The sequence below is a fragment of the Streptomyces sp. NPDC053542 genome (genome assembly GCF_044544685.1).
In the GTDB taxonomy this organism is placed as follows: Bacteria; Actinomycetota; Actinomycetes; order Streptomycetales; family Streptomycetaceae; genus Streptomyces.
Genome location: NZ_JBITXL010000003.1, coordinates 285634 through 299795 on the forward strand (window position 1 = coordinate 285634; position 14162 = coordinate 299795).

Here is a 14162-nt window from a genome sequence, read left to right on the forward strand (position 1 = left end):
GACTCAGTCAGACAGTCCCAGGTCGTACAGCAGCTCGTAGCGGCCGGGGGCCACGGGCAGGAAGGCGTGCAGCCCCGCCTGGAGGAAGACGGCCAGGGCGCTCGCGCCGATGACCGCTCCGGCGAGGAGCAGCGCGGCCTGGCCCGCCGCGCGGTGCAGGCCCTGCGTGGGAATCCGCCGCGCCGTGGTCAGGTGCGAGGTGACCAGCACGGCGCCGATCGCGAGCACGGACGCCTGGAAGAACAGCCACGCCCAGACGCCGGCCGGCAGCCCCTGGACCAGGTGTCCGTACGCCCCGGTGCCGTACCCCCCGGTGCCGTACGCACCGCTGATGGACGCCGCGCCGCCGGACGCCCGGCCGCCGAGCAGGAGGTACGGCAGCGCCTGCCACCCGGCCGCCAGCGAACCGGCCGTGCAGCCGACGAGCGCGAGCCCCCACCCCATGAGGTAGTCCCGGCGCGGCACCGCGCCGCGCAACCCCTCCCGGACGATGTGCGCGGCGCCCAGCAGCGCCAGCACCATGAACATCCGCTGCACGACGCAGAGCGGGCACGGTGCTTCCCCGTCGGCGAACTGGAGATACAGCCCGGCGCACAGGACACCGGTCCAGCCGGTCACGAAGAGGCAGGCGAACCAGTACTGCGCGCGGGCGATGATTCCCGGCGGCCCGGATTCCAGTGCGGGAATCGCGGGCGTACTCATCGGCGTCGTCATCCGCCCGGTCAGCAGTGCACTCATGACAAAGAAAACTCCGGTCGAGTCGTTTCCGGTCCGCCGGCGGGAAAACGCCGACGGGGCGCGGCGCGGTTCACCGCGTGAGACCGAGCGCGAGAATTCCCGGCACGTGATGCGCCATCAGCCACACGACGGCGGCGAACATCGCCGACCACACCGCGACCACCACCACCCGGCTCCGCCGGCCCACGATGCACAGGAGCGTGGCGAAGAGACCGGCGAAGAGGAGGGCGTCCATGCCACGGCAACGTAGTGGCCGACCGGCGCCGTACCGCGTACGCCACGGAAGGTCACCGGCCGCCACCCCGGATATGAGCCGAATGGCCCTACGTGTCCCCCATGGGTGGGATCAGTCCTTCGTCTTCTTTTCCGGACGCAGCGCGACCCGGCCGAGCACCGCGGCGACCACCAGCGCGGCCGCCGCGATCAGTACGGAATCCGGCACGGCGGCGCCGACACCGGACACCCATTCCTCCAGCCGGAATTCCGAGTCGGTATCCAGAATCCCGGGCAGCGCACTCGTGCCGTTGAACACCAGGAAAAGAATTCCGATGCCGATGAAGAACAGTCCGGAAAGGAGCGACGTGGTGTGCAGGCGCAGCGGCCCGAGGCCGAATTCCCGGCCGCGCAGCCAACCGCGCCGTCCCAGCTGGAAGCGGTCCCAGAGCAGGGCCAGGACGAAGAGCGGCAGCGCCATCCCCAGCGCGTACACCGCGAGCATCGACGCGCCGTACACCGGCGAGCCGCTGACCGCCGTGACCGTCAGCACCGCGCCCAGGATCGGCCCGGCGCAGAAGCCCGCGAGGCCGTAGACGCAGCCCAGCAGAAAGGTGGAGACGGCCGAGCGCGGGGTGATCCGGGCGGCGGCGGACTGGGCGCGGCGGGACGCGAAGCCCAGCCCCAGGATCTGCAGCACGCCCATCGCGATCACCACCCAGCCGCCGACGGCGATGAGCAGGTCGCGGTGGCCGTTGAAGAGCCGGCTCGCGGCGGTGCTGGCGGCGCCGAGCGGTACGAGCGTGGTGGCCAGGCCCAGGTAGAACACGCCGGTACGGGCCAGCAGCCGGCCGGGAGTGGCGAGCGAGTACGCGAAGAAGGCCGGCAGCAGCAGCGCGCTGCACGGGCTGAGCAGAGCGAGGGCGCCGCCCAGGAAGGCGGCGAGGTAGCCGATGTCGGTCACTTGCCGCCCCCGCTCTTCCGCGCCCGGCCGGCGGCCTCGTCGACGGCCTGCGCGAAGGTGGCGGTGGGCTGGGCCCCGGCGATCGGCTCCCCGTTGACCAGGAAGGACGGCGTGGACTGCACGCCGAGCTGATACCCCTCCTGCTGGTCCCGGTCCAGCGCCTTCGCCGCCGCGTCGCTCTTCATGTCGCGCCGGAAGCGGTCGATGTCCTTGACGCCGCTGTCGCGCGCCAGCTCGACGAGCTTGTCCTCGGCGAGCGCGGGGCCCTTGCGGTTCTTGGCGTAGAGCGCGTCGTGCAGCTCCCAGAACCTGCCCTGCTGACCGGCGGCCCACGAGGCGCGGGCGGCCCGCTCGGAGTCCTCGCCGTAGATGGTGAAGTTGCGGAACTCGATGCGCAGGACGCCCTTGTCCACGTACTTCTCGATCAGTTCGGGCTGGGTCTCGCGGGCGAAGCGGCCGCAGAAGCCGCACTGGTAGTCGGCGTACTCGACGAGCACGACCGGCGCGTCGGCACGGCCGACGGCCAGCGCGTCGCCCTTCTCCCGGCGGGAGGTCTGCTTCGCGAGGTCGTCGTACATCTTCCGGCGGCCGTCCGTGTCCCCCTCCGAGACGGAGGCGGCGGGCTCCGGCTCGGCGGCCTTGTTGCCGCCGCTGTCCTCGACGGCCGTGCCGACGGCGACGCCGAGGGCGACGAGGCCGACGATCAGGGCGAGGATCGCGCCGACGGCCGCGAGGCGGCGGCCCGGTGAAGCGGTTGCGGACATGGGTGTGCTCCTGACGTACGGATGCGGAAAAAAGGGTCACGTGCGCGCGGGACGAGTCGCGCGTGGTGGCGCTATATCCGCAGTACGGGCAGGAGGGCGCAGGGATCGGTGGCGGGTGCCGGGCCGGTGGGCGGCCGGGCGAGCGCGCAGCTCGCGGGATCGTGCGAGAGGTACGGGACCGGGGTGGCCGCGGGCGCCGCGAGCGGTTCGCCGCGGTGCGTCGCGGGCGCGGGCACGGTCTCGCCCTGCCCGGGCGCGTCGTGCGGCGCGCACTTCTTGGGCGCGGAGGCGGCAACGGGGACGGGCGCGGTCTCGGAGACCGGCGCCACCGCGGACACGGCTTCGAAGGCCGACGTCGATACGGACACCGCCGCGGCCGGTCCGCCGGACGTGCCGCACAGCAGCGGTGCGAAGACCACCGTCAGAAGGAGGAGCAGCGTCCAGGCCGCCGAGCGGTGCGCACGTCCCGTCGCTCCCATGCGGCCGCTCCCTCCCCGGTGTCCGGGCCGCCCACGGGCGAGCGGCTCGGCGCCCATCCTACGGACCGCCGGGGCGCCGGTCCGGCGCCCCGTGTCCCCCTCGGCGAATTCCGGTAATTAGTCAGCGATCCCCGACCGGGATCGGTAATTACAAGGTCGGTGGCACAACTCACCTTCGATCAACCGCGACTTACTCCCCATACATCCAACACTGACCGTTATGTCTCTTTGGCCGCCGCCTGCCCCGCCTGCGATAGTCGGGGCAACGACCCCCCATTGACCCGGGCCAGGTCGTACCGGCGCCGCGGGCACACCCCTTCCGCCCTCGGCGCGCGACTACTGGGGCCCGTTCCGCGACTACGCGGGAAGGGCCCCAGTCACGTTTCACGCGCGGTCCGTGACCCGCATCTCGAACCACGTCGTCTTGCCGCGCGGCAGCAGGTCGACGCCCCAGCGGTCGGAGAGCTTGTCCACGAGGAAGAGCCCGCGGCCGCTCACGTCCAGCTCATGGACCGGCATCAGACAGGGCAGCCCGCGGGACGGGTCGCGCACCTCGACGCGGATCCAGCCGCGGCGGCGCAGCATCCGCAGGCCGAACGTGCGGGCGCCGGTGTGCCGGACGGCGTTGCCGACCAGCTCCGAGACGAGCAGGACGGCGTGCTCGGCGAGCTGGGGCGTCAGCGACCACTGTTTCAGCAGGACGGACTGCGTCAATCTCCGGGCCGTGGCGGCCGATTCGGGGCGCGAGGGCAGCCGTACCTCTTCGTGGGCGGGGTCGCCGATGAGATCGAGCGTCCGGGATGCTCCGTCGCCCTGAGCGGCAGCCGTCACCCTGGCCCTCTCCCCCTCCGCGTCCTGGGCGGGCAGCACCCATCGCGCGGCAGCCGTGCCGGTACCCGGCCGCGGCTGCTCCGTACCTTCGAGGCCCGCCATGCCACCATCATGGACGCATCGGGCCCGGTACGGGGGCGGAACCGCTGGAATCGGTCGCCCGGAATCCGCGGCTCCACTGCCCCCTGCCGACATATGCCATGGGCAGTCAACACCCCCGTACAGCCCTCCTGACCTGCGACGCAATCCGCCCGCAGGTGGTTGACGGGGCCGTTCCGCGAGGACTGCGCGAGGCTTCCCCCGGGCCGGGCAGCATTCGCCCGCAAGGAGCACGGGCCATCAACGCCCGCCCCCTTCCGTACCACCAACACCGCTCGCGTCAGCGGAACTTGGCCTTGCCGGGGCCCTCCTCGACGAAGCTGCGCATGCCCGTCGCGCGGTCCTCGGTGGCGAACAAGCCTGCGAACCAGTTCCGTTCGATCGTCAGTCCGGTGTCGATGTCGGTCTCCAGACCGGCGTCCACCGACTCCTTCGCGGCGCGCAGTGCCATCGCCGGGCCCACGGCGAGCCGGGCCGCCCAGGCGTGCGCCTGCGCGTACACCTCTTCGGCGGGAACCACCCGGTCCACCAGCCCGAGGGCGAGCGCCTCGTCGGCCTTCACCTGGCGGCCGGTGAAGATCAGGTCCTTGGCCTTGGAGGGGCCGATGAGGCGGGCGAGGCGCTGGGTGCCGCCCGCGCCCGGGATCAGGCCGAGCAGGATCTCGGGCTGGCCGAGCTTGGCGTTCTCCGCGGCGATGCGGAAGTCGGCGCAGAGCGCGAGCTCGCAGCCGCCACCGAGCGCGTACCCGGTGACCGCGGCCACCACGGGCTTGGGGATGCGGGCGACGGCGGTGAAGGAGTCCTGCAGCGCCTTGGACCGGGCGACCATCGCCGCGTGGTCCATCACCTGCATCTCCTTGATGTCCGCGCCGGCCGCGAACACCTTCTCGCCGCCCCAGATCACCACGGCGCGGACGTCGTCGCGGCGGGTGGCCTCCTCGGCCAGCTCGCGCAGCCGGTCCTGGGTCGCGGTGTCCAGCGCGTTCATGGGCGGACGGTCCAGGCGGACGGTGCCGACGCCGTCGGCCACCTCGAAGTTCACAGTCATGAGGGCAGGTTAATAGCCGTTCACGGGAACGGCGCCGGTGCACTTGGTCACAGTGCACCGGACGCCCCGTCACCGCCCTGCCGACGGGCTTACTGCGGCGCCTTCCACTCCTCCCACGGCATGTTCCACACGTTCAGCCCGTTCTCCGGCTGGATGGTGCGGTCGTGGGAGTTCTTGACGACGACCAGGTCGCCGATCATGGAGTTCTGGTAGAACCACCCGGCGGGCGTGGAGGTGGAGCCGCCGCGGTAGTCGAAGAGGCCCACGCAGCCGTGGCTGGCGTTGCGGTTGCCGAAGGTCCACTGCCCGGACCAGTAGTTCCCGTGGATGAACGTGCCGGAGTCGCTGAGCCGCATCGCGTGCGGCACGTCCTTGATGTCGTACTCGCCGCCGAAGCCCACGGTGTCGCCGTTCATCCGCGTCACCGGGTGCTTCTCGCTGATGACCATCTTGCCGTTGTACGTCTCGGTGCCCGGCGCGCCCGAGGTGATCGGCAGCGTCTTGATCTTCTTGCCGTCGCGGACGACCGTCATCTGGTGCGAGGCCGCGTCCACCGTGCTGATCTGGCTGCGGCCGATGGTGAAGGTGACCTTCTTGTTCTGCGTCCCGTACACCCCGGGGCGGCCCTCGACGCCGTTGAGGTTCATGGTGAAGGTGACCTTCGTGCCCGGCTTCCAGTACTTCTCCGGGCGGTACTCCAGGCGGTCGTTGCCGAACCAGTGGCCCTCGATGGGCACCGACGGCTCGGCGGTCACCTTGATCGCGTTCTCCACGGCCTTCGGGTGCGTGATGCCGCGCGTGAAGCGCAGGTCGATCGGCATCCCCACGCCGACCGTCTGCCCGTTCTCCGGGACGTGGCGCCCGATGAAGGTGTTCTTGGGCACCAGGGTGGTGAAGTCGGCGTGCTCGGCGGCCTCCCGGCCCTCGGAGTCCTTCGCGACCGCGTCGACCGAGTACTCCGTCGACGCGCCGAGGTGCCCGACCGGCTGCCAGACGCTGCCGCCCTTGGAGAGCCGGCCGTCGACGGTGTTGCCCTTGGCGTCCTTGACCGTCACGGACTTCAGCGTGCCCTTGTCCACCGTCACCTTCAGGGCGCCGCTCGTGGCGACGTCCTCGGCGCCGTCCTTGGGCGAGATCTTCACCGCGGCCTGTGACGCGGCGTCCTTGTTCCCGTCCTTGTCCTCCCCGCTGCCGCCGCACGCGGCCACCAGCACCATCAGCGCCCCGAGGACCGGAGCGAGCAGGACCTTTCCCCCCTGCCGCCGCCGAAACCGCCCTCGCGGCGCCCCCCATATCGGCTGCACGTCCAAGACTTGGCCTCTTTTCCCCTCGCACGGCCCGCATCCAGCGGCGCGCGGCACGGGCCACGCGCGCGCCTGCCGCCAGATAACCACACCGGGGACGAGGGCGGACTCCCCGGACATGTCACCGTTTCGTCCCAACTGGTAAGGGTGGTACGGGACGTACGCAAGAGGGCCGCGCGGGCGGTCAAGTCGGCCGGATAACGGTGCGGCCGGTGCCCGCGCGGCCCCCGGGATCAGCGGAGCGCGGAGCCCCGCAGCCATTCCTCCCACGGCATGTTCCAGCCACCGAGCCCGTTGTCCGGCGCCACCGTCGCATCCCGCGAGCGGATCACCTCGACGATGTCGCCGATCAGCGAGTTGCCGTAGAACCAGCCCGCCGGCGTGTCCGGGCTGCCGCCCTGCTCGTCGCGGAGCCCGACGCATCCATGGCTGGTGTTGGCGCCGCCGAACGTCCCCCGCGACGCCCAGTAATTCCCGTGCAGGAACGTCCCCGACGTGGTCAGGCGCAGTGCGTGCGGCACATCGGGGATGTCGTACTCGCCACCGAAGCCGACCGTTCCGCCGTCCATCCGGGTCATCGGATGCCGTTCCAGGATGACCATCCGGCCGTTGTACGTCGGGTTGTCCTGGTCGCCCGCGGTGACCGGCAGGGTCACCGGCGGCGCTCCCGCGCGCCGTACGGTCATGGTGTGCGCGGCGGCGTCAACCACGCTGGTCTGATCCCGGCCGATCCGGAAACGGACGGTCTTGTGCTGGATCCCGTACACCCCGGGCGCCGCACGCACGTCCCGCAGCCGCAGCGCCATCGTCACCTCCGTGCCCGGCCGCCAGCGCTCCCGGGGCCGGAAGTCCAGCCGGCGCGCGCCGAACCAGTGGGGCGCGACGCGCACGGCGGGGCGCGCGGTGACGGAGACGGCCCGCTCGACGGCGGCGCGGTCGCGCACCGGGCGGTTGAAGTCGAAGGAGACGATCATTCCGGTGCCGACGGTGGAGCGGTGCTCGGGCCGGAAGAAGCCGACGACGCGGTGCCGGGGCACGTAGGTGAAGAAGGAGGTGTGCCGGGCGGTGCGCCGGCCCTGCCCGTCCAGCGCGACGGCCTCGACGGTGTAGCGGGAGGCGAGCGCGAGCGGGGGGCCGGCCGAGCGCCAGCCGAGCCCGTCGCGGGAGAGCCGGCCGGGCACGGGTGCGCTGCCGGTGTCCCCCGCCCGGGTGACCTCGACCCGCTCCAGGCGTCCGTCCGGTACGCGTACCTCGATGCGGCTGCCCGCGCGCACGCCGCGCGCGCCGTCGTCCGGTACCACCCGTACGGCCTCGTGCGTGGGGCGCGGCGCGTCGGAGGTCCACCCGCCGGGGCCCTGGCAGGCGGAGAGCAGGACGGCGCCGGTGAGCAGCGGTACGGCGGCCGTCCAGGGCCGCCCGGCCGCTCGGTTTCTGAGGGTTCGGTAGCTCACGGTGGTCTCAACGAGCGTTCGCTTCGTGGGGAAACGTGAGGTCCTGCCCAGTTCGGGGAAGGAAGGGGGCAGGGATGGATCGCCGGGAGGGCACGTCCACGCGCGCGGCCGGGACGCCGCGCGCGGCACCGCCCGATCGAGTCGCCGAGCGGCGGGAGGCTGCCACGTGTCGAGCACGCTGGAGCAGGAGGCACTGCCGGACGACGGCCGGGCGAGAACGGCCCCGGACACGGTCACGGTGCGGCCCGGGAGCCCGCAGCCCCTCGGGGCGCGCTTCCGCAGCGGTCCGGACGGCGTCGCGGGGACGAACTTCGCGCTGTGGGCGGCGGGTGCCGAGGCGGTGGAGGTCTGCCTCTTCGACGCCGCGGGTGCCGAGACGCGGTATGCCCTCACCGAGCTGACGCACGAGATCTGGCACGGCTTCGTCCCCGGCGTGCTGCCGGGGACGCGGTACGGCTACCGCGTGCACGGCCGCTGGGACCCGTGGACCGGGGCGCGCTGGAATCCGGCGAAGCTGCTGCTCGACCCGTACGCGCGCGCGGTCGACGGGGACTTCCGGCTGCCGCCGGAGGTGTACGGCCATGTACGGGACTGGCCCGAGCAGCACATAGCGGACACGGTGCGCGACGACCGGGACTCCGCGCCGCACGTCCCGAAGGGCGTGGTGGTGCACGACGACGCGCCCGGCGACGAGTGGGAGGACGACCGCCGCCCGAAGACGCCGTGGGCCGATTCGGTGATCTACGAGCTGCACGTGCGCGGCTTCACCAAGAGCCATCCGGACATCCCTGAGCACCTGCGCGGTACGTACGCCGGGCTCGCGCACCCGGCCGCGATCGGGCATCTGACCCGGCTCGGCGTCACGGCCGTGGAACTGCTGCCCGTGCACCAGTTCGCGCACGAGGACCATCTGCTGCGGCGGGGCCTGAGCAACTACTGGGGTTACAACTCCATCGGGTACTTCGCGCCGCACGCCGCGTACGCCGCCTCGGGGACGCGCGGCCAGCAGGTGGGCGAGTTCCGCCGGATGGTGCGCGCGCTGCACGACGCGGGCATCGAGGTCATCCTCGACGTGGTCTACAACCACACGGCCGAGGCGAACGAGATGGGACCGATGCTGTCCCTGCGCGGCATAGACAACCGCGGTTACTACCGCCTCCAGCAGGACCCGCGCCGGTACGCCGACTACACCGGCTGCGGCAACACCCTGCACGTCGTCCAGCCCAACGTGCTGCGTCTGATCACCGACTCGCTGCGCTACTGGGTCACCGAGATGGGCGTGGACGGCTTCCGCTTCGACCTGGCCGCGGCGCTCGCCCGCTCGATGCACGACGTGGACATGCTCTCGCCGTTCCTCGCGGTGATCGCGCAGGACCCGGTGCTGCGCCGGGTGAAGCTGATCGCCGAGCCGTGGGACGTGGGGATGGGCGGGTACCAGGTCGGGGCCTTCCCGCCGCTGTGGACGGAGTGGAACGACCGGTACCGCGACGCCGTGCGCGACTTCTGGCGCGGCGCGTACCCGGACGTCCGCGACCTGGGGTACCGGCTGTCCGGCTCCAGCGACCTGTACGCGTGGGGCGGCCGCCGCCCGCAGGCGTCGGTCAACTTCATCACGGCGCACGACGGCTTCACCCTGCGCGACCTGGTCTCCTACGAGCACAAGCACAACGAGGCCAACGGCGAGGACAACCGCGACGGCACGGACGACAACCGCTCGTGGAACTGCGGCGCCGAGGGCGAGACGGACGACCCGGACATCAAGGCGCTCCGCCGCCGCCAGCTGCGCAACCTCCTCACCACGCTGCTGCTCTCCACCGGCGTGCCGATGCTGGTCGCGGGCGACGAGCTGGGCCGCACCCAGCACGGCAACAACAACGCCTACTGCCAGGACAACGAGCTGGGCTGGCTGGACTGGTCGCTGGCGGACGCCCCGGAGTGGCGGCCGCTGACCGAGCTGGTGGCCCGGCTGATCACACTGCGCCGGGCGCACCCTGTGCTGCGCCGCCGCGCCTTCTTCTCAGGGCGGCCGCAGGGGCCGAACGGGCTGCGGGACCTGGCGTGGTTCACGCCCGCGGGGACGGAGATGACGGACGCGGACTGGTACGCGCACGCCGCGGGCCTGGGCATGTTCCTGTCCGGCACGGACATCCCGCAACGGGACGAGCGCGGGCTGCCGGTCACCGACGACAGCTTCCTCGTCGTGCTGCACGCCGGGGAGGCGCCGGGCCGCTTCACCCTTCCGGGCGCGCCGTGGGCCCGTACGTATGAACTCCTCGTGGACACCGCGCGGGAGGACCAGGAGGCGGCACCGGGCACGGCGTACGAGGCGGGGGCCGAGGTGGAGATGCCGGGGCGGGCGGTGTGGCTGCTGCGGGCCGGGCGCTGACCGCTGTCTCCGACGGCCCGCAGCTGGCCTCGGACGGCCCGCGGCGGGAAAAAACCGCGTGAGGATTGTCAGTGGTGACTTCTACGCTCGCTACTGATGAGCGATGACGCGCACCGCCCCGAGTCCGCCGTCCCCACTCCCCGCTCCCCCGTCCGCTCGCTGCTGCGCCTGTGGCCGTACGTCCGCCCCGTGCGGGCCCGGCTGGCCGGCGCCGCGGGCGTCGCCGTCCTGGCGTCCGGCACCGGCCTGCTGATCCCGCTCGTACTGAAGTGGCTGGTGGACGGGCCGGTCGCGGCGCGGGACCCGGGCGGCATCTGGCTGGGCGGCGGGCTCCTGCTGCTCCTCGGGCTGGCCGAGGCCGGGCTCTTCGGGCTGCGCCGGTGGCTGGTCGCGCGGCCGCTGGCGGGCGTCGAGGCGGCCATGCGCGCCGCGCTCTACCGCCACCTCCAGCGGCTCCCGGTGGCCTTCCACGACCGCTGGCCCACCGGGCAGCTGCTCTCCCGCGGCACGACCGACCTGCAGCTGCTGCGGATGTTCCTGGCGTTCCCGCTGACGTTCCTGTTCGTCAACGGCGTCACGATCCTCGCCGGCTGCGCCATCCTGCTCGCCCAGCGCTGGACGCTGGGGCTGGTCCTGCTCGCGCCGATCGTGCCGCTGGTGGTGCTGTGCTCGGTGTTCGAGGCGAAGTACTCCGTCGCGGCGCGCCGTTCGCAGGACCAGGTCGGCGACCTGACCACGCTGGTCGAGGAGTCGGTACTGGGCATCCGCATCATCAAGGGCTTCGGCCGGCACCGCGCCCAGGCCCGGGCCTACACCGCCCTCACCCACGAGCTGCGCGCCACCGAGCTGCACAAGGCACGGCTGCTCGCCGCGATCTGGGGCGTCATCACGGTGCTGCCGGAGACCGCCATCGGGGCCGCGCTGGTCCTCGGTACGGTCCAGGTCGCCGACGGTGACCTGTCGGCGGGCACGCTCGTGGCGTTCCTGTCCACCGCGCTGGCGCTGCGCTGGCCGGTGGAGTCCATCGGCTTCCTGCTGGCGATCAGCAACGAATCGGCGACCGCGGCGGACCGGTACTTCGAGGTCATGGACGTACCGGAGGCGGACGCGGCCGACGCGGCCGTGCGCGCCGCCGCTTCGGGGGGACCGGCGCCCGACGGCCTCGCCCTCACCGGCGTGGAGTTCCGCTACCCCGACGCGCCCGCCGGCGCACCGCCCACGCTGCGCGGCGTCGACCTGCACGTCCGGCCCGGCGAGACGATGGCCCTGGTGGGCGCCACGGGCAGCGGCAAGACCACGCTCACCGCGCTGGTCCCGCGGCTGTACGACGTCACCGGCGGCCGGATCACCCTGGACGGCCGGGACATCATGACCCTGCCGCGCGACGAGCTGCGCTCCCTGGTCGCGGTGGCCTTCGAGGAGCCGACGCTCTTCTCGGCGACCGCGGCGGAGAACGTCCTGATGGGCGGCGAGCACGCGGACGCGGACGGCGTGCGGCGGGCCCTGCGGGTCGCCCAGGCGCACGAGTTCGTCGCCGCGCTGCCCGAGGCCGAGCACACCCAGGTCGGCGAGCAGGGGCTGAGCCTGTCCGGCGGGCAGCGGCAGCGGCTCGCGCTGGCCCGCGCGGTGGTCGGCTCCCCGCGCTTCCTCGTCCTGGACGACCCGCTCTCCGCGCTGGACGTGCACACCGAGGCACGGGTGGAGGCCGCGCTGCGCGAGGTACTGGCGACCACGACCGCGCTGATCGTCGCGCACCGCCCCTCCACGGTGCTGCTCGCCGACCGGGTCGCGCTGCTCTCCGGCGGCCGGGTCACCGCCGTCGGCACGCACCAGCAGCTGCTGCGCGAGAGCGCGGAGTACGCCCATCTGATGTCCGGCGCGGACCCGGCCGGCGCGGGCTTGACCAGTGCGGACCCGGCCGGCGCTCCGGACCCGGCCCGCGCCCCGGGCCCCGCCCGACCGGCCCGCACCGCAGAGGAGACGGAGCGATGACCACGACCACGACCGCCGCCGACCGGCCCCCCGAGGACAGCGACGCCGACGCGGCCGCGCCGCCCGGCCCAGCCTCCCCCGGAGACCCTTTCGACCGGGACGTCCTGCCCACCCCCAAGGGCGCCTCGCTCGCCCTGCTCCGTTCGCTGCTGCGCCCGTACGCGGCCCGCGGCCGGCTCACCGTCGTGCTGCTCCTCCTCCAGCAGGCCGCCGTGCAGGCCGGGCCGCTGCTGGTCGCGTACGCCATCGACCACGCCGTCCCCGCGCTGCGGGCGCACGACCACGGCCCGCTGCTCGCCGTCGGCGCCGGATACCTGACGTGCGCGCTGGCCGCCGGCGTCCTGCAGTACGCCTTCACCCGCTCCTGCGCCCGCGTCAGCCAGGACGTACTGCGCGACCTGCGCGGCCGGATCTTCCGGCACGCCCAGGCGCTCAGCCTGGACTTCCACGAGCGCTACACCTCGGGACGGCTGATCTCCCGCTCGACCACCGACGTGGAATCGCTGCGCGAGCTGCTCAACGACGGCCTCCAGGAGCTGGTCGGCGTCGTGCTGTCCATCGTCTACGTCACGGCGATGCTGCTGTACCTGGACTGGGGCCTGGGCACGGCGGCCGTGCTCTCCGCGGGACCGTTACTGCTCTTCATCCGCTCCTACCGGCGCCGCTCCAAGAAGGTCTACGCACGCCGCTCGACGGCGATCGCCGCGGTCATCGTGAAGTTCGCCGAGACGCTCAACGGCATCCGCCCGGTGCAGGCGTTCCGCCGCGAGCGGCCCAACGACGCGGCGTTCGCCCGCCTCAACCGCGTCCACGAGCGGGTCAACGGCAGCGCCACCCTGGAAATGGCCCGCTACGTCCTGCTCTCCCGCACGGCCGCAAACATCGCCGTCGCCGCCATCGTCCTGTGGGGCGCCTCCCGCGTCGCCACCGGCTCCCTCGCCCTCGGCGTGCTGGCCGCCGCCGTCCTGTACCTGCGGCGCCTCTACGACCCGATCGACCGCCTCGGCATGTTCCTGAACGCCTACCAGTCGGCGGCCGCCTCCCTGGAGAAGATCGCGGGCCTCCTCGCCCAGCGCCCCGCCGTCCCGGAACCGGCCAGGCCGGTCCCCCTCCCGCCGCCCGCCGACGGCCGCCCCGGCCGCGAAGTGACCTTCTCGGGCGTCCACTTCGCGTACCGCACCGGCGGCGAGGTGCTCCCCCGCTTCGACCTCACGCTGGCCGCGGGGAGCACGGTCGCGGTGGTCGGCAGCACGGGCGCGGGCAAGTCCACCCTCGCCAAGCTGCTCGCCCGCTTCTACGACCCCACGGGCGGCCGGGTGCTGCTGGACGGCGTCGACCTGCGCGACCTGTCCACGACCGAACTGCGGCGCGGGGTCGTCATGGTCACCCAGGAGGCGTTCCTCTTCTCCGGCACGGTCGCGGAGAACATCGCCATCGGCCGCCCGGAGGCCCCTCGCACGGAGATCGAGCGGGCCGCGCGTGCCATCGGCGCCCACGACTTCATCGCCGCGCTCCCCGACGGCTACGACACCGACGTCCGCAAGCGCGGCGGCCGCATCTCCGCAGGCCAGCGCCAGCTCGTCGCCTTCGCCCGCGCCCTCCTCGCCGACCCCGCGGTACTGATCCTCGACGAGGCGACGTCCTCCCTCGACATCCCCGGCGAACGCGCCGTCCAGCGCGCCATGCACACCGTCCTGCGCAACCGCACCGCCGTCGTCATCGCCCACCGCCTCTCCACGGTGGAAATCGCCGACCGGGTCCTGGTGATGTCCCACGGCCGCATCATCGAGGACGGCACGCCGGCCGAACTCATCAGCGACAAGGGGGAGTTCGCCTCCCTCCACGAGGCGTGGCGGGACAGCCTGGTGCAGTGAGGCGCCGACGCGGCGCTTC

General features: G+C 72.9%; 12 protein-coding genes. 3 read left to right on the forward strand and 9 right to left on the reverse strand.

The window, feature by feature from the left end; translation table 11 throughout:
* Positions 1–3 precede the first annotated feature (3 nt).
* From ACIGXO_RS09195 to ACIGXO_RS09235, 9 genes are all read right to left on the reverse strand, one after another.
* Positions 4–738 carry a disulfide bond formation protein B gene (locus ACIGXO_RS09195; RefSeq protein WP_399782563.1) on the reverse strand — a complete coding sequence of 245 codons (735 nt, stop codon included), beginning with the start codon at positions 736–738 and terminating at the stop codon, positions 4–6.
* Positions 739–808: 70 nt separating this feature from the next.
* Entirely contained in the window at positions 809–973 is a 165-nt protein-coding gene (locus ACIGXO_RS09200; protein ID WP_399782566.1) for a DUF5993 family protein, read from the reverse strand.
* 111 nt (positions 974–1084) lie between these two features.
* Positions 1085–1915: a cytochrome c biogenesis CcdA family protein gene (locus ACIGXO_RS09205; RefSeq protein ID WP_399782569.1), complete on the reverse strand. Its 831-nt coding sequence runs from the start codon at positions 1913–1915 to the stop codon at positions 1085–1087.
* Positions 1912–2679, reverse strand: a complete 768-nt coding sequence (locus ACIGXO_RS09210; RefSeq protein ID WP_399782572.1) for a DsbA family protein — start codon at positions 2677–2679, stop codon at positions 1912–1914. Before ACIGXO_RS09210 ends, ACIGXO_RS09205 begins: the two co-directional genes overlap by 4 nt.
* A 71-nt stretch (positions 2680–2750) precedes the next feature.
* A complete protein-coding gene (locus tag ACIGXO_RS09215; RefSeq protein WP_399782575.1) occupies positions 2751–3158 on the reverse strand; it encodes a hypothetical protein in 408 nt (135 codons plus the stop codon).
* 384 nt (positions 3159–3542) lie between these two features.
* Positions 3543–4091 carry an ATP-binding protein gene (locus ACIGXO_RS09220; protein ID WP_399782578.1) on the reverse strand — a complete coding sequence of 183 codons (549 nt, stop codon included), beginning with the start codon at positions 4089–4091 and terminating at the stop codon, positions 3543–3545.
* Between the two features lie 277 nt (positions 4092–4368).
* A complete protein-coding gene (locus ACIGXO_RS09225) occupies positions 4369–5136 on the reverse strand; it encodes an enoyl-CoA hydratase/isomerase family protein (RefSeq protein WP_030258286.1) in 768 nt (255 codons plus the stop codon).
* A gap of 89 nt (positions 5137–5225) precedes the next feature.
* Positions 5226–6353, reverse strand: a complete 1128-nt coding sequence (locus ACIGXO_RS09230) for an Ig-like domain-containing protein (RefSeq protein WP_399782581.1) — start codon at positions 6351–6353, stop codon at positions 5226–5228.
* Positions 6354–6673: 320 nt separating this feature from the next.
* Positions 6674–7891 (reverse strand): Ig-like domain-containing protein, encoded by a 1218-nt coding sequence (locus ACIGXO_RS09235; protein WP_399782584.1) that lies wholly within the window; start codon positions 7889–7891, stop codon positions 6674–6676.
* Between the two features lie 166 nt (positions 7892–8057).
* Here ACIGXO_RS09235 and glgX point away from each other — a divergent pair, with 166 nt between their 5' ends.
* From glgX to ACIGXO_RS09250, 3 genes are all read left to right on the forward strand, one after another.
* Positions 8058–10277, forward strand: coding sequence for a glycogen debranching protein GlgX (glgX, locus tag ACIGXO_RS09240; RefSeq protein WP_399782588.1), 2220 nt, complete (start codon positions 8058–8060; stop codon positions 10275–10277).
* A 96-nt stretch (positions 10278–10373) separates the two neighbouring features.
* Complete coding sequence (locus ACIGXO_RS09245; protein WP_399782591.1) at positions 10374–12269, forward strand: ABC transporter ATP-binding protein; 1896 nt, start codon at positions 10374–10376, stop codon at positions 12267–12269.
* Positions 12266–14143 carry an ABC transporter ATP-binding protein gene (locus ACIGXO_RS09250; RefSeq protein ID WP_399782594.1) on the forward strand — a complete coding sequence of 626 codons (1878 nt, stop codon included), beginning with the start codon at positions 12266–12268 and terminating at the stop codon, positions 14141–14143. The genes ACIGXO_RS09245 and ACIGXO_RS09250 overlap by 4 nt, the downstream gene beginning before the upstream one ends.
* Positions 14144–14162: the final 19 nt, after the last annotated feature.

Coding starts and splice junctions, on each gene's coding strand:
- ACIGXO_RS09220 (WP_399782578.1), bottom strand. CDS start 4,091: ATGGCGGGCCTCGAAGGTACGGAGCAGCCGCGGCCGGGTACCGGCACG.
- ACIGXO_RS09210 (WP_399782572.1), bottom strand. CDS start 2,679: ATGTCCGCAACCGCTTCACCGGGCCGCCGCCTCGCGGCCGTCGGCGCG.
- ACIGXO_RS09200 (WP_399782566.1), bottom strand. CDS start 973: ATGGACGCCCTCCTCTTCGCCGGTCTCTTCGCCACGCTCCTGTGCATC.
- ACIGXO_RS09230 (WP_399782581.1), bottom strand. CDS start 6,353: ATGGTGCTGGTGGCCGCGTGCGGCGGCAGCGGGGAGGACAAGGACGGG.
- ACIGXO_RS09245 (WP_399782591.1), top strand. CDS start 10,374: ATGAGCGATGACGCGCACCGCCCCGAGTCCGCCGTCCCCACTCCCCGC.
- ACIGXO_RS09195 (WP_399782563.1), bottom strand. CDS start 738: ATGAGTGCACTGCTGACCGGGCGGATGACGACGCCGATGAGTACGCCC.
- ACIGXO_RS09215 (WP_399782575.1), bottom strand. CDS start 3,158: ATGGGAGCGACGGGACGTGCGCACCGCTCGGCGGCCTGGACGCTGCTC.
- ACIGXO_RS09250 (WP_399782594.1), top strand. CDS start 12,266: ATGACCACGACCACGACCGCCGCCGACCGGCCCCCCGAGGACAGCGAC.
- ACIGXO_RS09225 (WP_030258286.1), bottom strand. CDS start 5,136: ATGACTGTGAACTTCGAGGTGGCCGACGGCGTCGGCACCGTCCGCCTG.